We start from the raw sequence: 22,492 nt of genomic DNA, 5'->3' as shown, positions 1-22,492 counted from the left end.
ACTGGCCGCTCAACCTCAAAACCCCTGGGGCTCGCCGATATCGGGCAATCCCGAGGCGGCGGCAATACCAAAACCCTGGGCGTAATCCACCCCCATTCGACAGAGTTTATCCATTAATTCAGGGCTTTCGACATACTCTGCGATAGTGCTGATACCCATGCGCTTGGCCAGGTGGTCAATGGTGCTGACCATCGCGCTGTCGATCTCATCTTCGAGCATGTTGCGCACAAAACTCCCATCGATCTTGAGGAAGTCCACCGGCAGCTGGCGCAGATAGGCCAGGGAAGATACCCCGCGGCCGAAGTCGTCCAGGGCAAAACTGCAGCCAGCGGCACGCAGCTTGTGGATAAAAATCAGTGCCCTCTCCAGATTGTTGATCGCACTGGTCTCGGTGATCTCAAACTGCACCCTTGAGGGAGTCACCCCCTCCTCGCTCATCGCTTCCAGCACAAAGTCTGCAAAGGTGTCATCGCCGAGGCTGATGCCAGAAATATTAATGGCATAGCTTGCCGTGTCGATGCCAATCAATTGCTCCTGGGCCATGTAGTGGAACACGCGGCGAATAACCCAGCGGTCAACCTCCTCAATCAGGCCGTAGCGCTCCGCCGCCGGCAGGAAAAGCCCCGGGGAAATCACACCGCCATCGCGCCCGCGCATACGCACCAAAATTTCATAATGGTGAAGCTCACGCTCACCTTTCAAGGAAACCACCGGCTGCCGATAGAGCATCAGGCGATCCTCCCGCAAGGCCGCGTGAATTTCCGCAACCCAAGTGGACTCACGGCGCTTTTCCAACACCTTGCGCGAGTCCCCAAACAGCTTGACCCGGTTGCGCCCCTGATCCCTGGCGGAACAGCAGGCATCATTGGCGGTCGCCAACAACTGGCTGGCACTGGGGGTGAAGCGGTCTACGCCCACCACTCCGATCGAGACCGCCACACGGCTGTCACTTCCCTGCCAGTGGAAGCTGAAATCCTGTACAGATTCACGCAGGCGCGCCACCACGCGCCCACCCTCTTCCAGGGTGCAGTCCCGCAACAAGATGGCGAATTCATCGCTGCCCACTCGCGCAAACAAATCCGCCTTCGACAACCCCCGTTGCAGCAGGGATACCAACTGCACCAGCAACTGGTCACCGGCGACAAATCCCAAGGTGTCGTTGATCACTTTGAATTGGTAGACATCCAAATAAAGGAGCACATGGTGTTGGCGTTTATCGACGCATTGAGAGAGAAGCTTTTGTAGCTCACTCTCGAAATACTGTCGATTGGGCAGACGGGTTAGCGCGTCGTGGCTGGTCTGCCAGCTAAGGCGGGTAGACACCCGTCGGGCAGCGGACGTATCCCTCAAAACCAACACATAGTTTTTCAGTGTGCCGGCATCCCAAAGAGCCATCACCTGTACAGAGACCTCCAGCGGCGGGCGGTTTTCGCCAGATCGCCAGATATAGGCACGGATCTCTCGTACGCTGGGCACTTCGTGATAGGGGGTATCGGGTATCAGTGCGCTTAACGGCTCCCCGTGACTGTCGCAGAGCCGCAGGCCCTCGTTAACCGGCTGGCCGGGCAAAAGCCCAACCAGGTCCCCGCTCATTTCACTCACCAGCGGGTTGGCATACTGAACAATACCTCGGGGATCGGTGACGATCACTCCGTCAGCAATTTCCCCCAGTGCCGCCTCCGCAGCCTGCAGGCTAATCTGCTCACAGGGTTTGAGTTGAGCCTCCAGCTCCCCTAGCTGGCCGAGGTATTGCGCAGATTGAGGGTCAAACAAGGACACAGCCGCACTCCTTGCGGGAACCGAAACGCACCATAGAAAAGATCGCAAATACAGCCGGTAATGGAGCGTGGTTGCAAAATGTGGGCAAACGTAACGCTAACATCGCCCAAAATCGCCGATTTTATTCAATTATCCAATCCCCAGCCGACCTCTGTCTCGCAGGCCTTTAAATTGCACACTCAGAGATTTGCGCGCAAGAATTTTTTCAGCTTTTCATCTTCAAAAACTCGTTGCATGGTCGCGCTCAGCAGACCATTTACCCGGCTTTCCACCTCTTCTCGGCTGGGTTTGATCAGGTTGCGGTCTTTACCCGAGGTACTATAAGTCCCGAAGTAGGTAGCATGGCCTGCCTTAACCTCCAGGTGAATTTCGGCAGAAGTATCAATCTGGGTGGTATAGACGGTGTTAGGGCTGTTGTAAGTCAGCTTCACCAATTTTGCCGTCACCTGCACCTCAGGAGCCGAGTCAGTGATACGGAAAGACCAGTTGGCAAAGCCCTCACTCAAGCCAGCGGCAATGGCTCTGCCCGCGTCGTTGGCGATACTTACCTGAGAGGTATCCGCATAGACACCACCGAGGGAGCCCAAACCGCCACCAGGCAGTTCATTGATCCCGCGAACATTGAGACTGTGCCCCGCACCAATGGATTCGGGAGCTACCTGAACCTGAGGGTGCAGACGAATTTGTAGTGGACTGTGAGCACATCCAGCCAAGACCAGGGCCCCCACCAATAACAACAATTTCTTCATTTTTCTTTCCTTTACTTCAACAAAAACTAGTTACCCTGCACTGCCATGATGGCGGTGGTGATCTTTTTCAAGCGTCTTCCGCCCCATAATGGGCACCAGGACCTCCAAACTGCTTCCATCGGCAAAGAGCAGGCGCAGTGGTAGTGATTCTCCCGCCCTGAGTCGTACTCCATGAATCATCAGGTGTACGCCTCCTGGTACCATCTGTAATTTCTCGCCAGCAGCGATCGCCAGTTTCTCCAGAGGGCGCATACGGCTGACACCCTGCGCTCGCTCAGTCGTATGTAAATTGGCAGAGCCCTTTGTATCTCCAGACAGCTCTACGGCTGTTAATTGCAGCAAGTGCTCTCCGGTATTGTGGAGGGACAGGTAGGCCGCGCTCATCGGCGCCCCCGGTGGCGTCTCGCGGGCATAGCCCTCAACCAGAAGGGGGTTAGTGAGGGCGGAAACCCCCACTGTGTAAAAAAGGCTGCTTATTAGCAGTCCCCATGCAAAAAAAACCGTCTTTCTCACTGATCCCCTCCACTGGGCTGAATAAGAAGTAAACGCGCGGGACTGCCGATCTTAATATCCCCCCGCACCCGATAGCCGGGCACCGCCTCGCGCAACTGCTGGTAAACCCAGCGGCCCTCGGCATCATCCCCGGCGACGATAATGACACGCAGCTGCTCACTGCGGATGCGCTGGGCCACTTGGCGCAGCTGTGCAATGAGTTTGTCAGACCTGGCTCTAAGCTCCGCTTGCGGCAGCCCGATAGCCTCCCCTCGGGGCAAATCCAGTTTTGCACGACCGCGCTCTCGGGCCAGTTGACTGCGCACCTCGGCGACCAAGGGGTTACCCGGAGCCAGCATCTCTGCGCGCCGCAACAAGCTCGCCACTTCCGCAAAAGCCCGTCTGCGCAGTGCCTCCCGAGCCTGCTCCACATAGGTGACCACAATCGTCTGGATTCCGGTCTGGGCACGGCGGTTGCCGGGGTCCAACTGTTGCACATTCAGGTAATAGTCATAAGCGCTGGCACCGGCGGGCTGGGTCAGATGGCCCTTACGCAAGGCCTGTTCGGCGCGCTTTAAGAAATACGCCACATTGTTGCGGCGCACCTCCTCGGTCGAAGGCTTGGCCTTTTGTGGCGGTGGACTGGGCGGAGGGGGAAGCGGCTTGTTTGAAGCACAGGCACCGAGTAACACAGCCATCAATAGATAGATAGCAAAGCTGTGAAGGCGTTCTAATGACGGCAAAGCAATCCCCCGTTGTTGTTTTTTTGTACCACTGGCGTCGCTATACTGCTGACGCGACTGAACCCCCGTCCGGCGCTGCAGTCAGAACCATGCGCCCGACTATAATGAATTTTTTCATCTATGGCTGTGATGACCAGAAGTTTCAGAAATAATTTCCTCGCTCTGCTGGCAATCTTGTTATGCCTGCCTGCGATCAATGCATCTGCTCAGGCCGGGAGTAACCCTTTTGCTTCCTCTTCCATCGGCCAGCAGGAGAACACCTTCCTGCCTGTCGACGAGGCCTACCGGCAGGACCTGCTACTGAGCGGCGAACAGCTCAGCGCCCTGTTTGAAATCGCCCCAGAGTACTATCTCTACCGCGACAAACTTGCCCTGTATCGTATCGAAAACGGACAAAAAACCGCGATCCCCCTAGATCTACCCAGCGGTAAAGTTATCTGGGATGACTACTTCGAAAAAGAGACCGAGGTCTATCGCGGCCAGCTGGAATTCCCCATTACCGTCACTGGCAGCCCCCAAAATCTGCAACTGGAGTTGCACTACCAGGGCTGTGCCGACGCGGGGCTCTGCTATCCGCCACAGGTTCGTCACTACCGTATAGATATCGCCTCAGGCAGCATCCAAGCTGTTGACGGGGGCTTCCAGAACGCAGCCTCGGGGTCAGGCGGCACCTCATCGAATGCCTCGATGGGCGAGTCTGGTAGCGCTATTACATTACCTTTAGCCCTGCTCTTTGCCTTTGCCGGTGGCCTACTGCTCAACCTGATGCCCTGTGTCTTCCCGGTACTCTCAATTAAGTTACTGGCGGTGAGCCAGGCGGCGCAAAACGCCAGCCAGCGCCATCACCACGGCTGGGCCTACGCCGCCGGCGTGGTACTGAGCTTTGTCGCCATTGCCGCAACCATGCTGGCCCTGCGGGCCGGGGGCGAAGCGATTGGCTGGGGATTCCAGCTACAGTCCCCCTGGTTGGTGGCAGCTTTAGCCTACCTATTCTTTATCATGGGGCTCAGCCTGTCCGGTGTCACAGAGATTGGCAGCAGCCTGATGGGCATTGGCAGCAATTTGAGCAACAGCCAAGGACTGCGTGGCTCCTTCACCTCTGGTGCCCTGGCCACCCTGGTAGCCAGCCCCTGTACCGCCCCCCTGATGGGCTCGGCACTGGGTTTTGCAGTAACACAATCCGCTGCCGTAGCACTCAGTGTATTCGCCGCTCTTGGTGCCGGCATGGCCGCGCCCTTCCTACTTCTCACCTATATCCCCGCGCTGGCGGACAAACTGCCACGCCCAGGCCCCTGGATGGACCGGCTGAAACAACTGCTGGCCTTCCCCATGTACTTGACCGCAGTCTGGCTGCTTTGGGTATTGGGGCGTCAGACAGGGGGTGACGGTGTCACCCTGGTGCTCAGTGGCGCTGTCGCTATCGCCTTTGCCCTGTGGCTCTGGCCGAGCCCTCAGTGGCACTGGCTGCGGGGCTCGTTGGCGGTTGTCGCCCTGAGTGTTGCGCTGATGTTGCTGCCGCGCCTCAGTACCGCTCCCCAGGCACAACAGCAGACCAGCGACTATTGGCAACCCTACTCAGCCGAACGCTTGGAGGCGGCGCGTAGGGAAGGGCGTCCGATACTGACAAATATGACAGCCGCCTGGTGTATTACCTGTCTGGCTAATGAAAAGGTGGTGCTGTCGAGCGATGCGGTGAGCCAGGCTATCGAGAAACTGGGTGTCGTGGCCCTGAAAGGAGACTGGACGAACCAGGACCCACATATCAGCGAACTCCTGGCGAAGTACGGTCGCACCAGTGTACCGCTCTACCTGCTCTATCCCGCCAATGGCGGCGAGGCCAAAATCCTGCCGCAAATCCTCTCCCGCGAGGAGCTTTTGATGGAGCTTGAGGCCGCCGCCGGCAGCCGGCTCCGCACAACCTCTATTCCGTAAAAAGAAACTTCCGCCTTTGTAGCCAATTGCAGGGGTAAAAAAGCCACAGCACGGATATTTTGCGCTAATTTTTGGCCAAATATCGCCGAACTGCCGCTAACTTCGATAAACTGCCGAACAGGCATGGACAGGGAGTCACTTTTGCGGCACACTCGCCTAAAGCACTCGGGCAAATACGCCAAAAATTCGAGTTTGCCCGCAAGATAGCCAACTTTAGACCAATTTTTTGGGTTTTTCGGCAACTTTCCCTAGGGCGCACTATGGCTAAAATTCTTCTCCTGCACGGCCCCAATCTCAATTTGCTCGGCAGCCGTGAGCCACATATCTACGGTGCCACCACGCTCGCGGAAATTAATCTGGCCGCCGAGCGCCAGTGTGAGGACGCCGGACACCAATTGGAAACCCTGCAGAGCAACAGCGAATCCGCCCTGGTGGAGCGCATCCATTTGGCCGCCAATACCGGCGTGGACTTTATCGTGATCAATCCCGCTGCCTATACCCATACCAGTGTGGTACTGCGGGATGCCTTGGCGGGTGTCGCAATACCGTTTATTGAGCTGCACCTTTCCAACCCGCATGCCCGAGAGGCATTTAGGCACCATTCCTATCTATCCGACTTGGCCCGCGGTGTGGTGTGTGGCTTCGGCCCACACAGCTACACCCTGGCACTTCAGGCGGCCATACACCAACTGGCTATGGCGCCTCAAAATCAATGAATCAAACCTGCGAGTGAAAGAACTATGGATATCCGCAAAATTAAAAAACTGATTGAGCTGCTCGAAGAATCGGATATCGGCGAGCTGGAAATTAAAGAGGGTGAAGAGTCTGTACGCATCAGCCGCGGCGTCAGCGGCGCAGCGCAGCCGGTCGCTCCGGTTTATGGCGCCCCTTACGGCGCCCCAATGGCGCCAGCGCCGGCTCCTATAGCGCCAGCGCCAGCCCAAAGTGCGGCCCCGGCGGTAGAGGAAAAAGAAACCAAACCGACGATCAGCGGCCACGCGGTGAAGTCGCCAATGGTGGGTACTTTCTATGCGGCGCCCAGCCCCGGTGCCGAGCCCTTCGTCAAAGTGGGCCAGCAGGTTAAGGTCGGCGATGTCGTGTGCATTGTTGAGGCGATGAAAATGATGAACCAGATTGAGGCCGACAAGGCCGGCACTGTCGAGTCCATCCTGCTCGAAGACGGCCAGCCGGTAGAGTTCGATCAACCGCTCGTGACCATTGTCTGAGCGGGGTAAGCCACTATGTTCGACAAAATCCTGATCGCCAACCGCGGCGAAATCGCTCTGCGGATCTTGCGCGCCTGCAAAGAGATGGGTATCGCCACAGTTGCGGTGCACTCTTTAGTGGATCGCAACCTGAAGCATGTGCGCCTGGCCGATGAGTCTGTCTGTATTGGCCCCAACCCCTCTTCGCAGAGCTACCTGAATATTCCGGCCCTGATTTCTGCCATGGAAATCACCGACGCGGTGGCCGCACACCCCGGCTACGGTTTCCTCGCAGAAAATGCCGACTTCGCCGAACAGGTACAAAAAAGCGGCTTTACCTTTATCGGCCCGGACCCGGATGTAATCCGCCTGATGGGCGACAAAGTATCTGCCATTGCCGCAATGAAAAAGGCCGGAGTCCCCACAGTGCCGGGTTCCGATGGCCCCCTGCCCGATAACAGCGAGCGCTGCCTTGAGATCGGTGAGAAAGTCGGCTACCCAGTGATTATCAAGGCCGCCGCCGGCGGTGGTGGCCGCGGTATGCGCGTAGTGGAGCGCGCCGAAGACCTGATCAACGCGATCTCCGTAACCAAATCCGAGGCCCAGGCCGCCTTCGGTGACGGCACCGTGTACCTGGAGAAGTTTCTACAGAACCCACGCCACGTTGAAATCCAGGTAATGTCCGATGGACAAGGGAATGCCATCCATCTTGGAGATCGCGACTGCTCCCTGCAGCGCCGCCACCAGAAGGTACTTGAGGAAGCACCAGCCCCCGGCATCCCCGACGAGGTGCGCCGTCAAGTGCACGACTCCTGCGTACAGGCGTGTATTGATATCGGCTACCGCGGCGCCGGCACTTTTGAATTTCTCTATGAGGATGAGCGCTTCTACTTCATCGAGATGAACACCCGTATCCAGGTGGAGCACCCTGTCACCGAAATGGTGACGGGCGTAGATCTGATCAAGGAGCAGATTCGCGTCTGTGCCGGCGAGAAGCTCTCCCTCAAGCAGGAAGACATCGTTATTCGCGGGCACGCCTTCGAGTGCCGTATCAACGCGGAAGATCCTCAGACTTTCTTCCCCAGCCCCGGCAAGGTTAACAATTTCCATATGCCCGGCGGCCTGGGTGTGCGCGTGGATTCGCACCTCTACTCCGGCTATACGGTTCCCCCCAACTACGACTCAATGATCGCCAAGCTGATCACCCACGCCGAAGACCGCGAGACCGCCCTGGCGCGTATGCGCGTGGCCCTGTCCGAGCTGGTTGTGGATGGTATCAAGACCAATATCCCCCTTCAGGAAGAGCTGGTCCGCGATGAAGCCTTTGCCAAAGGTGGGGTCAATATTCACTATCTGGAGAAGAAGCTGGGGCTCTAACCCTCGCCAGCCGGGGCAAAGTTGGAGAGAATTGCGCTCACAATGCGATGACACCGGGCGCCAGGGATGGCCGCGGACATCGCATCAACAGGGTGGCCTTACCACCTGAATAGCAGTTACTCACCACGGAATTCCTATGCCCTGGCTACAACTCCGCGTCGACACCGATCGTGCCCATGCGGAAAAAATCGAAAACGCCCTGCTTTTTGCCGGCGCCGTATCCGTAACCCTGCAGGACAACGCAGACCAACCCATTCTCGAACCCGGACTCGGCGAAGTCCCCCTGTGGGATCAAACGCGGGTGACCGGCTTGTTCGATGCCGAAATCGATACAGGCGTCACCGAGGCCAAAGCTGCCTCTTTCTTATGCGAACTCCTTCCCAATGCCCGCTGGGACCAGCTCGAAGATAAAGACTGGGAGCGCGAGTGGATGTCGCACTATAAGCCCATTCAATGTGGCGACAACTTGTGGATCTGCCCAAGCTGGTGCGAACCGCCCCAGCCGCAAGCAGTCAACCTGCTGTTGGACCCCGGACTCGCTTTCGGCACAGGCACTCACCCTACAACCTTCCTGTGCCTGCGCTGGTTGGCGCAAGAACCCTTGCAGGGCAAGAGCGCCATCGACTTCGGCTGTGGCTCCGGTATCCTCGGTATTGGCGCTTTATTGCTCGGCGCCGAACGCGCCATGGGTACCGATATCGATCCTCAAGCTCTGATCGCCAGTCGTGACAACGCTGTGCGCAACGGCATAGATCCACAGCGCTTCCCGGTTTATTTACCGGAACAGATGCCGCAGGAAAGTGCCGATATCATGCTTGCCAACATCCTTGCCGGCCCACTGGTAGAGCTCTCCACGCAGTTGATCGCTCTGACCAAGATCGGCGGCCGCATCTGCCTGTCGGGCATCCTCGCCTCCCAGGCAGAACAGGTAAAAAGCGCCTACGCAGAGAGTATCGACTTCGATGAGGATGCCGAGCACGAGGGCTGGGTACGCTTGAGCGGCACTCGGATTCGCTAAATACGCCAGCCAGTACTACGCGGGGACCGGACAGACTGATAAACTTGAGCGCAAAATAAACTGCGCCATAGTCGAATGTCTCAACTGGTAACCCGCTGCCCCCACTGCAGCACCTCATTCCATATCAACGACCAGCAGCTTCGCGCCGCCCGCGGTGCGGTGCGCTGCGGCTCCTGCCTGCAGGTTTTCCGTGCGGATGAGAACATCGTCTTCAACGACAATGGCCCCGACGCACGCAGTGATTTGGAAACCCTGCTGGAAGACGATGACTTCCTGATTCACGACGATATCGAATTGGAAGATGATGATCCGGCAGAGGAGACAGCTGCCGCTAATTCCACCGAAAAGCATTCCCCCAGTAACACTGCGGACCGAGAATCCGCAGAGGACATCTCCCACGAAACTCCAGCAGCTAATTCAGAGAACCTTATTGGTGATGCATTTGGCGATAATGAGTGGCAGGAACTGCAGGAGGCGCAGCTCGAGGACGATCCCGAGGAAGAACTGGAATCGGTACTAAAACCAGACTGGGACGATACTCCCGATTTCGAGTGCAGTGCTACAAGCGCCGATGAGAATTCCCTCAGCCCCACTGCTGAGAGTGATAACTTCGGCGACCTTGAGCCCTGGGAACGCCCCTTAGAATCGCAGGCTCCCACAACAGAGTCCTACGAGCCTGAGTCCGCAACCGAGGCACCCTCTGCTTCTGAAGAAATGATCTCGGCACCATTGCCGGAAGCCGGCAATGGACGCAAAGAGCCCTACTTTGCCACCGGAGCCGACAGCGCCCCAGAACCGCAGGCGGAGCCCGTTCGCGAACAGCTAATCTCCGCTATTCAGCCTGCCCCGGTGGAAATGACTTGGGGTGCAGCATCATCGAAGAGAGCGGTGAACCCCTGGCTGTGGCGGCTACTCCTTCCCTTTTTAACGCTATTACTGTTATTCCAGTTGGCTTATTTTCAGTTTGACCGGCTTAGCAAGCAGCAGCCCTGGCGCGATATCTACGCTTCTGTCTGTCCGCTGCTCGGCTGTGCCCTGCCCCCACTGCGGGACCCCAATGCAATCCAGGCCTCCAATCTGATGGTGCGCAGCCATCCACAATTGGAAGGCGCACTGGTAGTGGACGCCGTGTTACTGAACTCAGCGCCCTACCCCCAACCTTTCCCCAACCTGCTGCTAAATTTCAGCGACTTGAAAAACAAGGCGGTGGCGAGCCGCCGTTTTACTCCCGAGGAATATTTGCAGGGAGAGCTGGCTGGGCGCAAGCAGATGCCCCAGGGCAGCCCCATTCACATCGCCATTGAGGTGGTTGACCCAGGGGCCGAGGCGGTGAACTACGAGATGAAAATCGCCCCATAGGAAAATGATTAGCGCCATGGTAGCCGGCGCCTTGGCGGACAAAGCCACCAAAATTGACCACTCTGCGAGCTAAACGCACAGGGATCGATCAATTTGCCCGCTTTTTCGCTTTGCCAACGCCGGGCCAGTCGTTATCATAGGCGGCCTTTTTGCCAGGGCACAGATCGCCCTTCCAAAGCCCAAACGGAGTTACCGTGTCTATTGCTATAGGCCCCTACATTATCGACAACCCGGTAATCTTGGCGCCTATGGCCGGAGTTACTGATCGCCCCTTCCGCCAATTGTGTCGCCAACTCGGCGCCGGCCTGGTGGTATCGGAAATGGTGACCTCTGACACGCGTCTGTGGAATAGCCGCAAGTCGCGCTTGCGCCTGGACCACGGTGGTGAAGCAGCTCCCATATCGGTGCAAATCGCTGGTGGTGATCCCGAGATGATGGCCCAGGCCGCTCGGGAAAATGTGCGTCGCGGCGCACAAATCATCGATATCAATATGGGCTGCCCGGCAAAAAAAGTGTGTAAAAAAGCGGCGGGCTCCGCCCTGCTGCGGGATGAAAAACTGGTTGCGGATATATTGCAGGCCGTGGTCCAGTCTGTCTCTGTCCCGGTGACGCTCAAGATCCGCACCGGCTGGTGTACGGATTCCCGCAATGGTGTCACCGTAGCCCAAATGGCTGAGGATACCGGCATCGCCGCTCTGGCGGTTCACGGTCGTACTCGCGCCTGCGGCTACCACGGACAGGCTGAATTCGATACCATTGCCGAAATTGTATCCAGGGTAGGAATCCCGGTTTTTGCCAACGGCGACATCACCAGTGCCGAGAGAGCCCGCGAGGTGCTCGATTACACTGGCGCGGCGGCGGTCATGATCGGCCGCGCCGCACAGGGACGACCTTGGATTTTTCGGGAGATAGCCCACTACCTCGCCACCGGCGAGCGGCTGCCCGAACCAACATTGGACGAAGTAAGAAAAATACTGCTCACCCACTTGGGTGAACTGCACCGATTCTACGGTGAGGTGATGGGGGTCCGTATCGCCCGCAAGCATGTGGGTTGGTACTTGAAGACACTCGCGGACAGCGAGTCCTTCCGCAAGACCTTTTTCCAGATAGAGAGCGCAGAAGTACAACATGCCAGCGTTCACGAGTGGTTTGAACGCCGAATAACGAGAGGGGCACATGCGGCATGAATAACGAAGTATTGATTCCGGATACTGGCAGCGAAGAAGTATCCTCCAGGGGGCAAACGCAGCTGGCTCAGCCGCAGCAGCAGTCCCTGCGCGATGCGGTCGAGCACGCGATGGAGAACTATTTCCGCCACCTGGATGGCCAGATGGTTACCGATGTCTACGACATGGTGCTGTCAGAGATCGAAGCGCCCATGCTCGAAGTGGTGATGAAATACACCCGTCACAACCAGACACGCGCCGCGCAACTGCTGGGGCTCAACCGCGGCACCCTGCGCAAGAAGTTGAAGCGCTACGGCCTGCTGTAAGCTTCCCACCATGCGAATTTTTGAAGGGGGATGAGGTTACTCATCCCCCTTCGCTATTTTCCCGGCGGCAGTTTTCGCCACAGCAGCGCAAACTCCGCTACAACCACTGACAACCCTATCCCAAAACCAGTTGGACCAAGTGCAATGACAGACCAGGTTGCAATCCGCCGCGCTCTGATTAGTGTCTCTGACAAGAGTGGCATCGTAGAGTTCGCCCAACAGCTCTCCGCAATGGGCGTAGAAATCCTCTCCACCGGCGGCACCCACCGCCAACTCAAAGAAGCAGGAATCCCCGTCGTAGAGGTCTCCGACTACACCGGCTTCCCCGAGATGATGGATGGCCGCGTTAAGACGCTGCACCCGAAAGTGCACGGCGGTATTCTGGGACGCCGTGGCACCGATGACGCCATCATGGGTGCGCACGGTATCACTCCGATCGATATGGTTGTGGTCAACCTCTACCCCTTCGCACAAACCGTTGCCAAGCCTGACTGCTCTCTCGAGGACGCCATCGAGAATATCGATATCGGCGGCCCCACCATGGTTCGCGCCGCTGCGAAGAACCACAAAGATGTCACCATCGTGGTCAATGCCAGCGATTACGGCAGCATTATCGAAGAGATGAAAGCCAGCGACGGCGCCCTGAGCCACGCCAGCCGCTTTGACTTGGCAGTAAAAGCCTTCGAACACACAGCGGGCTATGACGGCGCTATCGCCAACTACCTGGGTGCCATTAAGGGCGAAGAAAAGCAGCTGTTCCCGCGTACCTATAACAGCCAATTTATCAAGAAGCTGGATCTGCGCTACGGCGAGAATCCGCACCAAAAATCCGCTTTCTACACCGAGGCCAACCCGGCCGAGTCCAGTATCTCCACCGCCACTCAGCTGCAGGGCAAAGAGCTGTCCTACAACAATATTGCCGATACTGACGCGGCACTGGAATGTGTGAAAGTTTTTGACGAGCCAGCCTGTGTGATCGTTAAGCACGCCAACCCCTGTGGCGTGGCAATTGGTGAGAACATCGGCAAGGCCTATGACCTAGCCTTCGCCACCGACAGCGAGTCCGCCTTTGGCGGCATCATCGCCTTCAACCGCGAGCTGGATGGCACAACAGCCCGCGCTATCGTCGAACGCCAGTTCGTTGAAGTGATCATCGCTCCGTCTGTCTCCGAAGAAGCCAAGCAGGCCGTTGCCGAAAAGAAAAATGTGCGCTTGCTGGTTTGTGGTCAATGGAGTGCGGAACGCACCCCGGCACTGGATTACAAGCGCGTTAATGGCGGTCTGCTGGTTCAGGATCGTGATGACGGTATTGTCACCGCCGCCGACTTGAAAGTGGTCTCCAAGCGCCAGCCCACTGAAGAGGAGATCCGCGATCTGCTGTTCACCTGGAAAGTGGCCAAGTTTGTGAAATCCAACGCCATCGTATACGGAAAAGATGGCCGCACTGTCGGCGTTGGCGCAGGCCAGATGAGCCGCGTTAACTCCGCGCGTATCGCTGCGATCAAGGCTGAGCACGCCGGCCTCACCGTTGAGGGGTCCGTGATGGCCTCCGACGCCTTCTTCCCCTTCCGCGACGGTATCGATAACGCCGCCGCTGTCGGTATCCAGGCGGTCATCCAGCCAGGTGGCTCCATGCGCGATGAAGAAGTGATCGCCGCAGCGGACGAGCACAACATGGCTATGGTCTTTACCGGCATGCGTCATTTCCGCCACTAAATCATCGGCAAACTCCGCGGAGTACCTATCGTGCTTCGCGGGGGCTAGTGACAATGAAGTATCCACTGCGCCATTGTCACCAGCAGTTTCTAGCGCCCACCAGAAAGAGGCGCCCATTGCAGGCGGACAACACCACCTGCAATGATTCCGCGCTAAACTAGCGCACCTGATACCTGTCCAATGGACCCAAGTGGTCGACTTAGGGGGATTTAAGAATGAATGTATTGATCATCGGCTCAGGTGGCCGCGAGCACGCCCTGGCGTGGAAAGCCGCACAAAACCCAAAAGTGGGCACCATGTTCGTAGCCCCGGGCAACGCCGGCACCGCCCGTGAAGGCAAAGTGCAGAATGTGGCTATCGGCGTCGATAATTTCCCCGCACTGGCGGACTTCGCCGAGGAAAACGGCGTGGAACTCACTATCGTCGGCCCCGAAGCGCCATTGGTTGACGGCATCGTGGACTTCTTTAACGGACGCGGCCTCGCCATCTTTGGCCCCAGCAAGGGCGCTGCCCAACTGGAGGGCTCCAAGGCTTTCACCAAGGATTTCCTCGAACGCCACGAGATCCCCACCGCTGCCTATCGTAATTTCACCGAAATTGAGCCGGCCGTCGAATATATCCGCGAGCGCGGAGCGCCCATCGTAGTCAAAGCCGATGGCCTCGCCGCCGGCAAGGGCGTCATCGTCGCCGAGACCGAGCAACAGGCCGAGCTGGCAGTGCGCGATATGCTCTCCGGCAACGCCTTTGGCGACGCAGGCTGCCGTGTAGTGATTGAGGAATTCCTGCAGGGTGAAGAGGCGAGCTTTATCGTTATGGTGGATGGGGAGAATATCCTGCCCATGGCCACCAGCCAGGATCACAAGCGCGTCGGTGACGGCGACACCGGCCCCAATACCGGCGGTATGGGTGCCTACTCTCCCGCACCGGTAGTGACCGACAGCGTTTACCAGCGCATTATGCAGGAAGTGATCGAGCCCACCGTAAAAGGCCTCGCCGCTGAGGGCACACCCTATACCGGCTTTCTCTACGCCGGCCTGATGATCGATCCCCAGGGCGCTCCCAGAGTGATCGAGTACAACTGTCGCTTTGGCGACCCCGAAACCCAGCCCATTATGATGCGCCTGAAGTCCGATCTGGTAGACCTATGCCTGGCTGCGCTCGATAAGAAACTGGACAGCGTAACGGCAGAGTGGGACCCGCGCCCATCACTCGGGGTGGTACTAGCCGCACACGGCTACCCCGGTAGTTACCGCAAGGGCGATGCTATTAGTGGACTTGAAAAAGCCGATAGTGATATCGCCAAGGTCTTCCACGCCGGTACCGCCCTGGACGGCGAGCGCGTGGTCACCAATGGCGGCCGTGTACTCTGCGCCACTGCATTGGGGGACACTGTCGCCGAAGCCCAGGCCAATGCCTATGAGGCTGCCCGCACCATCTACTGGGAAGGTGTCTTTTACCGGAAGGATATTGGCTATCGCGCGATCGAAAGAGAACAGGCCGGTAGCGATAAGTAGTTTTAGCCAGTCGTGGCGGTAGCTTCTAGCTGCCGCCATACAGAGGGAGCAACACACATGAGCGAACGCAATCTGAGTGGACTCGATCGCCTGCTGATTCAGGCTGATCGGGCCCTGCGCACCCTGAGCCCGGGCGAGCCCTGCCACGGTCGCGCATCCCCGGCCAAAGGCGAAGCAGAGGCCGAGCTCAGCGACTCCGAGCGCAAGCACGCCGCCGGCCTGATGCGAGTCAACCACAGCGGCGAAGTGTGCGCTCAGGCTCTCTACCAAGGCCAGGCACTCACCGCAAAACTGCCGGAAGTTCGCGGAGAAATGGAACGCGCTGCGGATGAGGAGATCGACCACCTGGCTTGGTGTGAGCAACGTCTCAAAGAACTGGACAGCCGCCCTAGCCTGCTCAATCCACTCTGGTATGGCTTGTCATTTGGACTGGGCGCCGCCGCCGGCAAAATCAGTGATCGTATCAGTCTGGGTTTTGTCGCCGCGACAGAAGAAAGGGTCTGTGAGCACTTAGAGAGTCACCTGCAAAAACTACCGGCCCAGGACAAACGCAGTCGCGCCGTGGTGGAGCAGATGCTGGTCGATGAGAGCGAACACGCTCACGCGGCGCTGGCCGCCGGGGGTAAACGCTTCCCCGCACCGGTGAAAGGCGCTATGTCACTGGTATCCAAGGTAATGACTTCAGCCAGTTACAAAATTTAGAGTTTTAAGTACCGATTCACAAAATGGACTGGCCCGCTAAAAGTAACAGCCTTTTAGCGGGCCTTTTCTTTTTTCTTCTTTTTCGTACAATGTTTAATTCAGGCTTCTTCCACTCGATAGCGGTGTACAATCTCTACTCCCGCATTGCGTAACATAATTGAAGCGGAACAATACTTTTCTGCAGATAATTCCACCGCACGAGCGACATGGGACTCTTTCAATCCGCGACCTCGCACAACAAACTCCATTTCAATTCGCTCAAAAGGTGAAGGGGTAGTATCCGGGCGAATACCATTCAATTCACAGTGACAGGAAATAATATCCTGGCGCGCCTTTTGTAAAATGGAAATCACATCGTAAGCTGCACAACCGCCAACACCGAGGAGAATCATCTCCATCGGACGCACGCCATTATTGGTGCGGCCCCCTTCCATCACTACAGAATTACCGCTGCCGGCTTCGCCGACGAAGGTCAAATCATTAACCCAGGTTACCTTGCCCTGCATTGCCATGCTCCCACTGAAATTCAAGTCGCGAAGCTTAGCACAGTACAAGATTATGCCGACAAACAGAGTATTTCCGGTATAGTGTCCACAACACCTCCGCGCGGAATGTTGACTCCCGAAGTGATACCTTTCGTCAGTGAACGCAGCAGCCCGCTTGCAGTCCAATCGCACCGGCGCCAGGGTGTCACAGGTCACACTGCGGAACTTTGCCGCGCCCAACCTCTGTTGGGGACTGTTTTTTCGCGCGATAATTCAATAGTGCTCAGCTGCTAAAGCCGGGATAGAGCACGAGACTAAAAATGAGGAATAAATCCGTGACGGTTGCTATCGAAGACCCCATGACTATCGGCAATATTGAAGACTTTCTGGCCCACTGCCACCGGCGCCGCTATCCGGCCAAGAGCACGATTATCTATGCCGGCGACCGCTGTGAGTCTCTCTATTTCATTATGCGCGGTTCAGTGACTGTCCTGATTGAGGATGATGAAGGCCGTGAAATGATTGTGGCCTACCTGAACGACGGGGACTTTTTTGGGGAAATGGGCCTGTTTGATCAGGACACCCGCAGTGCCTGGGTACGCACCAAAACTGAGTGTGAAGTTGCGGAAATTTCCTATACCAAATTCCAGGAACTGACTCGTCAGCACCCGGAATTCCTGTTCGCCCTGGCTACGCAAATGGCCGGACGCCTGCGCAATACCACTCGTAAGGTCGGCGACCTGGCCTTCCTGGATGTTACCGGTCGTGTGGCGCGCACCCTTTTAGACTTGTGCAACGAACCCGATGCGATGACCCACCCAGAGGGTATGCAAATCAAGATCACTCGCCAGGAAATTGGCCGAATCGTCGGCTGCTCCCGCGAGATGGTCGGACGTGTGTTGAAAACTCTGGAAGAACAGGGGCTCGTCTCGGTCAAGGGTAAAACCATGGTGGTGTACGGTACCCGCTAGTAAGGCGAGTTAATCCACAGCATAAAAAAAAGGGCGATTTTAATATCGCCCTTTTTTTATTTTTTCACCTGCAGTCAGTTAAACATCTCCATCAGTTTACGCCCCGGCTCCTCTTCACGCATAAAGGCCTCACCAACCAAAAATGCATCGACGCTGTGCCCACGCATGGCCGCGACATCATCCGTGGTGTGGATACCGCTTTCAGTAACTACAATGCGATCCTTGGGGATCAAATCGAGCAGCTTGAAAGTATTTTCCAACTGCACCTCAAAGGTGTGCAGGTTGCGATTATTAATCCCGATTAAACGGTTGGGCAAAACCAGTGCACGCTCCAACTCTGCGCGATTGTGTACTTCCACCAACACATCCAATCCCAGTTCCAAAGCCAGACCATTGAGTTCCTGCATTTGCTGGTCTTCCAGGCAGGCGGCAATGAGCAGGATACAGTCGGCCCCGATGGCACGCGCCTCAAACACCTGGTAGGGGTCCACAGTAAAATCCTTGCGCAACACCGGCAGGCGCACCGCGTTGCGTGCCTGCTGTAAATAGCTGTCATCGCCCTGAAAAAAATCCCTATCGGTAAGCACCGATAGGCAGGCAGCGCCGCCTCTCTCATAACTGGTCGCAATTTCTGCGGGAAGAAAATCCTCGCGAATCACTCCCTTGCTGGGGGAGGCCTTCTTGATTTCCGCAATCACCGCGGCCTCCCCCTCGGCGATTTTGTGTTCCAGTGCCGCGACAAACCCCCTTGCCGGCGGTTGGTCCTGTGCGCTTAGACGCATATCTTCCAGGCTGCATAGGGATTTACGCTCCGCCACTTCCTGCCACTTGCGCTCGATAATAGTTTTTAAAATGGTCGGTGTGCTCACGATTTCACTTCCTCGGGGCGAAAGGCGCTGGTAAAGGCAGCCAGGTCATTAATTTTTTCTGCAGCCAAACCGCTATCGATGGCGTCCTGCGCCATGGCAACGCCCTGCTCTGCCGTGTTTGCGGTGCCGCTGACATAAATAGCCAGGCCTGCATTCAGGGCGATAATATCCGCAGCTTTTTGCCCCGCCTCGGTTTCACGTTTGCCCAGTGCGTCGCGGATCAGGGACAGAGACTCTTCGGCACCAGAAACGATCAATCCGTCCAGGCTCTGGCGGGGCAACCCAAAGTCTTCGGGGCGGAGTGTAAACTCACTAATAACACCATCCTTTAATTCCACCGCAAAAGTATCCGCGGCGATACTGGCTTCATCGAGGCCATCATCGCTGTGCAGGACCAATACGTGCTCGGAACCGAGACGCTGCAGAACTTCGGCCAACAGGCGGCAATAATGCTTCTCGTAAACTCCGATAACCTTGCGCTTAACTCCGGCGGGGTTGGTCATGGGACCCAGCAAATTAAAAATAGTGCGTAACCCGAGTGCTTTGCGCGCGGGACCCACATGGCGAACGGCGCTGTGGAAACTGGGCGCGAACATAAAGCCGATACCGAGCGTTTCCACACAGCGGGCCATTTGTTCCGCGCTTAAATCCAGATAAACCCCAGCGCGCTCAAGCAGATCCGCAGAGCCACTGCTTGAGGACACCGAACGGTTGCCATGTTTGGCCACTCTGGCCCCGGCGGCAGCTGCAACAAAGCCACTGGCACTGGACACATTAAACAGATTCGCGCCATCGCCGCCGGTGCCGACAATATCCACAGTGTTGTCCAGGTCGAGTTCCACCTTGGTGGCCAGTGCGCGCATGGTTTCCACCGCTCCGACGATCTCATCGACGGTTTCACCGCGAATACGCAACGCAATCAGCAAGGCTCCTATCTGTGCTTCCAGGGCTTCGCCACGCATAATCTGGCCGACAGTCTCGCGCATCTCCTCACGAGTCAGGTGCTCTCCATCCACCAGCTTGGCGATGGCTTTTTGTATATTCATTGTGTCCCCCTTGTCCCGCTCAGTGTTGATTGGTGCAGAGCGCAAATAACCGCTCCGCGTTTTGCCCTTAGCATCAGGACTCGAGAAAATTCCTCAGCATATCGTGGCCATGCATCGTGAGAATGGATTCGGGATGAAACTGCACCCCCTCGATTGGCAATTCCCGGTGGCGCACCCCCATAATTTCATCGATCTCGCCGTCTGGCGTCTCCGTCCAGGCGGTAATTTCCAGGCATTCAGGCAAGCTGCCCTTTTCCACCACCAGGGAGTGATAACGGGTGGCCTCGAAAGGATTGGACAGGCCGTGAAACACCCCCAGGTTGTTGTGCACTATAGGCGATGTTTTGCCGTGCATAACCTGGCCGGCACGCACAACGCGACCGCCGAACACCTGGCCGATACTCTGGTGCCCGAGGCAAATGCCCAAAATGGGAATACGACCTGCAAAGTGGCGAATTGCCTCCAGGGAAATCCCGGCCTCGTTGGGTGTACAGGGACCCGGTGAAATCACAATTTTCGCTGGGGCCATCTGCTCAATGTCCTCAAGGGTGATCTCGTCATTGCGCTTGACCACAACCTCCGCACCCAGCTCCTCAAGGTACTGCACCACATTCCAGGTAAAGGAGTCGTAGTTATCGATCATTAAAATCATTGCTTGGCTCCCATTGCCTGTGCAGTGTCGGAAGATGCTTCCATGCGTTTTTGCAAACGCGCCAGCGCCGCCTGGGTTGAGCGCAACTCGCGTAGGATTTCGGTTTGACTGGGTGGCAGGCACATCTCATCCATACGACGCAGCTTGGCCTCCTCCAGGTTATTGATTACCACACCGATAAACAGGTTGATCATGACAAAAGCGCCCATGACCACAAAACTGACAAAGTAGAGCCAGGCCCAGGGCATTGAATCCATTGCGGTGTACATAATGTCGGTCCAATCCTCAAAGGTCACAATTCGGAACAGACTTAACAGAGCGATCGGCAAGCTGCGCCAGTGGGTCGGGTCCACCTCGTGAAAGAGGAAATAGCCCGCCACGCCATAGATATAAAAAATAATCCCCATCAAAATTGCGATGTGCATCATGCTCGGCAAGCTGCGCAACAGTGTATCCACCAGAGTCCGCAATTCCGGGAAAGCGGAAACCAGACGCAGTACCCGCAGTACCCTTACCAAGCGAGCGAGTGTTGCCAGTGGCCCTGTAGCGGGAATCAGGCTGAGGGCAATGATGGTAAAATCAAAGCAGTTCCAACCGCTGGCGAAATAACGCCAGGGGCGCGATCCCTGCGAAACTATTTTTATTCCCGCTTCTACAATAAAAGCAGTCAGTACCAGCTGGTTAACGACGCCCAGCGTGGTACCGAAATGCTCCATCACCCAGCTGGAGGTCTCCAGTCCCACCGCCAGCGCATTGAGAAGGATTATCCCAATGATCACCTGATTAAATAGCGGGGCTTCGACTATCTGTTGGCAACGGGTGGCAAGAGATATTTTTTGGGGAATACTAGCTTCGCTCATCTTGTTCGATCTTTACTTCTTTACAACTACTAGCCAGAGCCATGCCCGCTGCGCGAAACAGTGCTCTGGCCTTGTTCATGGTCTCATCCCACTCGGACTGAGGGTCTGAATCGGCTACCAGGCCGGCACCGGCCTGGATAAATAACTGCCCATCCTTGATCACTGCGGTGCGTATTGCGATGGCCGTGTCCATATTGCCATTCCAGGCCAAGTAACCCACTGCACCACCATAGATACCGCGCTTCTCCGGTTCCAGTTCATCGATAATTTCCATAGCGCGGATCTTTGGCGCCCCGGATAAAGTACCGGCCGGCAGTGCCGCGCGCAGGGCGTCCATACCGGTGAGCCCCTCCCTCAACTGACCCGTGACATTGGAGGTGATATGCATCACATGGGAATAGCGTTCCACCACCATCTGCTCGGTGACCCTCACGCTGCCCGTCGCCGCTACGCGGCCCACATCATTGCGCCCCAGGTCGATCAACATCAGGTGCTCAGCACACTCTTTGGGGTCGGCTAAGAGTTCCTGCTCCAGGGCTTTATCCTCCTCTTCCGAGGTACCGCGACGGCGAGTGCCAGCCAGCGGACGCACAGTCATCTCACCCTCTTCCAGACGCACTAAAATCTCCGGGCTAGAACCCACAACCTGGTGATCGCCGAGGTCGAGGAAATACATATAAGGTGAGGGGTTCAGGCTGCGCAGGGCGCGATAGAAATTCAGGGGCGGTGCGTCGAAGGGAGCCGACAGGCGCTGGGAGGGCACCACCTGCATCACATCGCCAGCGAGGACATATTCCTTCACCCGGTCCACGGCTTTCTTGAAGTTTTCCTCACCAAAGTGAGAGTGAAAAGCACTCTCCTCAATTCCCTTGCCATTCAGGTCCAGGGGCACAGCATTAGGTAACGGCTGGGCTAACCGTTCGACTAGTTGATCCAGGCGCTGCTGGGCTCGCTCATAGGCATCGGCCTGAGCGGGGTCCGCGTGCACAATAAAAATAACCGCACCGGCGAGATTGTCGAACACCACCAGCTCATCACTGACCATCAATAGGATATCCGGGTTACCCAGGCTATCCTGCGGCACACTGTGGGCCAGACGCGGCTCAATATAGCGCACACAGTCATAGCCAAAATAGCCGACCAGGCCGCCGTTAAAGCGCGGCAAATCGGTAAGTTCCGGCACCCGATAGCGCTGCTGAAACTGTTCCACAAATGCCAGCGGGTCCCGCTCCGTGTGGCTTTCAATCACCACCCCATCGCGCTCCACCGTAACCTCGCTGCCACGTACTCGCAGCAGAGTTCTTGCCGGCAGACCAATAATGGAGTAACGCCCCCATTTCTCCCCGCCCTGTACCGACTCCAGCAGGTAGCTATAACGCCCTTCGGCAAGCTTCATGTAAGTGGACAGGGGGGTTTCAATATCCGCCAGTACTCGGCGCACCAGCGGGATACGGTTGTAGCCCGCAGACACAAGTTGGGCGTATTCACTAGGGGTCATAGAGACTCCGATCTATTAGGTATTTTTCTAGTT

At 56.8% G+C, this 22,492-nt stretch carries 22 protein-coding genes; 12 read left to right on the top strand and 10 right to left on the bottom strand.

All coding sequences use genetic code 11. The features are described 5' to 3' along the window. Nucleotides 1-15 precede the first annotated feature (15 nt). From ACJJID_RS19705 to ACJJID_RS19690, 4 genes are all read right to left on the bottom strand, one after another. A complete protein-coding gene (locus ACJJID_RS19705) occupies nt 16-1,779 on the bottom strand; it encodes an EAL domain-containing protein (RefSeq protein WP_444920924.1) in 1,764 nt (587 codons plus the stop codon). A 179-nt stretch (nt 1,780-1,958) separates the two neighbouring features. Beyond that, on the bottom strand, nt 1,959-2,528 hold the full coding sequence (locus ACJJID_RS19700) for a YajG family lipoprotein (RefSeq protein WP_152451066.1): 570 nt from the start codon (nt 2,526-2,528) through the stop codon (nt 1,959-1,961). 30 nt (nt 2,529-2,558) lie between these two features. Then, the gene (locus tag ACJJID_RS19695; RefSeq protein WP_444920923.1) at nt 2,559-3,041 is read right to left on the bottom strand and encodes a copper chaperone PCu(A)C; all 483 of its coding nucleotides are present in this window, start codon (nt 3,039-3,041) and stop codon (nt 2,559-2,561) included. Further along, on the bottom strand, nt 3,038-3,763 hold the full coding sequence (locus ACJJID_RS19690) for an N-acetylglucosaminyltransferase (RefSeq protein WP_444920922.1): 726 nt from the start codon (nt 3,761-3,763) through the stop codon (nt 3,038-3,040). The genes ACJJID_RS19695 and ACJJID_RS19690 overlap by 4 nt, the downstream gene beginning before the upstream one ends. A 120-nt stretch (nt 3,764-3,883) precedes the next feature. On the opposite strand from ACJJID_RS19690, the gene ACJJID_RS19685 reads away from it, so the two are divergent. The 11 genes from ACJJID_RS19685 to coq7 all read left to right on the top strand — a co-directional run bounded on the left by ACJJID_RS19685 (nt 3,884) and on the right by coq7 (nt 16,078). Continuing rightward, nucleotides 3,884-5,695, top strand: a complete 1,812-nt coding sequence (locus ACJJID_RS19685; RefSeq protein WP_444920921.1) for a protein-disulfide reductase DsbD family protein — start codon at nt 3,884-3,886, stop codon at nt 5,693-5,695. A gap of 260 nt (nt 5,696-5,955) precedes the next feature. After that, entirely contained in the window at nt 5,956-6,411 is a 456-nt protein-coding gene (aroQ, locus tag ACJJID_RS19680; protein ID WP_444920920.1) for a type II 3-dehydroquinate dehydratase, read from the top strand. A 24-nt stretch (nt 6,412-6,435) separates the two neighbouring features. Continuing rightward, the gene (accB, locus tag ACJJID_RS19675; protein ID WP_152451056.1) at nt 6,436-6,921 is read left to right on the top strand and encodes an acetyl-CoA carboxylase biotin carboxyl carrier protein; all 486 of its coding nucleotides are present in this window, start codon (nt 6,436-6,438) and stop codon (nt 6,919-6,921) included. 15 nt (nt 6,922-6,936) lie between these two features. Beyond that, nucleotides 6,937-8,277: an acetyl-CoA carboxylase biotin carboxylase subunit gene (accC, locus tag ACJJID_RS19670; protein ID WP_444920919.1), complete on the top strand. Its 1,341-nt coding sequence runs from the start codon at nt 6,937-6,939 to the stop codon at nt 8,275-8,277. A gap of 136 nt (nt 8,278-8,413) precedes the next feature. Then, the gene (gene prmA, locus ACJJID_RS19665; RefSeq protein WP_444920918.1) at nt 8,414-9,295 is read left to right on the top strand and encodes a 50S ribosomal protein L11 methyltransferase; all 882 of its coding nucleotides are present in this window, start codon (nt 8,414-8,416) and stop codon (nt 9,293-9,295) included. 75 nt (nt 9,296-9,370) lie between these two features. After that, the gene (locus ACJJID_RS19660) at nt 9,371-10,654 is read left to right on the top strand and encodes a DUF3426 domain-containing protein (protein WP_444920917.1); all 1,284 of its coding nucleotides are present in this window, start codon (nt 9,371-9,373) and stop codon (nt 10,652-10,654) included. A gap of 248 nt (nt 10,655-10,902) precedes the next feature. Beyond that, complete coding sequence (gene dusB, locus ACJJID_RS19655) at nt 10,903-11,841, top strand: tRNA dihydrouridine synthase DusB (protein ID WP_444922657.1); 939 nt, start codon at nt 10,903-10,905, stop codon at nt 11,839-11,841. Continuing rightward, the gene (gene fis, locus ACJJID_RS19650) at nt 11,838-12,146 is read left to right on the top strand and encodes a DNA-binding transcriptional regulator Fis (protein ID WP_152451046.1); all 309 of its coding nucleotides are present in this window, start codon (nt 11,838-11,840) and stop codon (nt 12,144-12,146) included. The genes dusB and fis overlap by 4 nt, the downstream gene beginning before the upstream one ends. 144 nt (nt 12,147-12,290) lie before the next feature. Continuing rightward, the gene (gene purH, locus ACJJID_RS19645; RefSeq protein WP_444920916.1) at nt 12,291-13,862 is read left to right on the top strand and encodes a bifunctional phosphoribosylaminoimidazolecarboxamide formyltransferase/IMP cyclohydrolase; all 1,572 of its coding nucleotides are present in this window, start codon (nt 12,291-12,293) and stop codon (nt 13,860-13,862) included. A gap of 215 nt (nt 13,863-14,077) precedes the next feature. Then, on the top strand, nt 14,078-15,376 hold the full coding sequence (purD, locus tag ACJJID_RS19640; RefSeq protein WP_444920915.1) for a phosphoribosylamine--glycine ligase: 1,299 nt from the start codon (nt 14,078-14,080) through the stop codon (nt 15,374-15,376). A gap of 57 nt (nt 15,377-15,433) precedes the next feature. Next, a complete protein-coding gene (gene coq7, locus ACJJID_RS19635; RefSeq protein WP_444920914.1) occupies nt 15,434-16,078 on the top strand; it encodes a 2-polyprenyl-3-methyl-6-methoxy-1,4-benzoquinone monooxygenase in 645 nt (214 codons plus the stop codon). Nucleotides 16,079-16,176: 98 nt separating this feature from the next. Here coq7 and ACJJID_RS19630 read toward each other — a convergent pair whose 3' ends face one another. Further along, nucleotides 16,177-16,584, bottom strand: a complete 408-nt coding sequence (locus ACJJID_RS19630; protein ID WP_152451038.1) for an OsmC family protein — start codon at nt 16,582-16,584, stop codon at nt 16,177-16,179. 299 nt (nt 16,585-16,883) lie between these two features. Here ACJJID_RS19630 and crp point away from each other — a divergent pair, with 299 nt between their 5' ends. Then, nucleotides 16,884-17,534 carry a cAMP-activated global transcriptional regulator CRP gene (gene crp / locus ACJJID_RS19625; protein ID WP_051089460.1) on the top strand — a complete coding sequence of 217 codons (651 nt, stop codon included), beginning with the start codon at nt 16,884-16,886 and terminating at the stop codon, nt 17,532-17,534. Nucleotides 17,535-17,608: 74 nt separating this feature from the next. Here crp and trpC read toward each other — a convergent pair whose 3' ends face one another. The 5 genes from trpC to trpE all read right to left on the bottom strand — a co-directional run bounded on the left by trpC (nt 17,609) and on the right by trpE (nt 22,459). Further along, nucleotides 17,609-18,406 carry an indole-3-glycerol phosphate synthase TrpC gene (gene trpC / locus ACJJID_RS19620; RefSeq protein ID WP_172975475.1) on the bottom strand — a complete coding sequence of 266 codons (798 nt, stop codon included), beginning with the start codon at nt 18,404-18,406 and terminating at the stop codon, nt 17,609-17,611. Next, nucleotides 18,400-19,449 carry an anthranilate phosphoribosyltransferase gene (gene trpD, locus ACJJID_RS19615; RefSeq protein WP_444920913.1) on the bottom strand — a complete coding sequence of 350 codons (1,050 nt, stop codon included), beginning with the start codon at nt 19,447-19,449 and terminating at the stop codon, nt 18,400-18,402. Before trpD ends, trpC begins: the two co-directional genes overlap by 7 nt. Before the next feature lie 73 nt (nt 19,450-19,522). Further along, a complete protein-coding gene (locus ACJJID_RS19610; protein WP_444920912.1) occupies nt 19,523-20,101 on the bottom strand; it encodes an anthranilate synthase component II in 579 nt (192 codons plus the stop codon). Continuing rightward, nucleotides 20,098-20,961, bottom strand: a complete 864-nt coding sequence (locus ACJJID_RS19605) for an ion transporter (RefSeq protein WP_444920911.1) — start codon at nt 20,959-20,961, stop codon at nt 20,098-20,100. Before ACJJID_RS19605 ends, ACJJID_RS19610 begins: the two co-directional genes overlap by 4 nt. Beyond that, nucleotides 20,948-22,459, bottom strand: a complete 1,512-nt coding sequence (trpE, locus tag ACJJID_RS19600; RefSeq protein WP_444920910.1) for an anthranilate synthase component I — start codon at nt 22,457-22,459, stop codon at nt 20,948-20,950. The genes ACJJID_RS19605 and trpE overlap by 14 nt, the downstream gene beginning before the upstream one ends. Between the last annotated feature and the right edge of the window lie 33 nt (nt 22,460-22,492).

The sequence above is a fragment of the Microbulbifer sp. CnH-101-G genome (assembly GCF_052466775.1).
The sequence above is the reverse complement of the archived record's forward strand: the minus strand, read 5'-3'. Positions and strand labels throughout refer to the sequence as shown.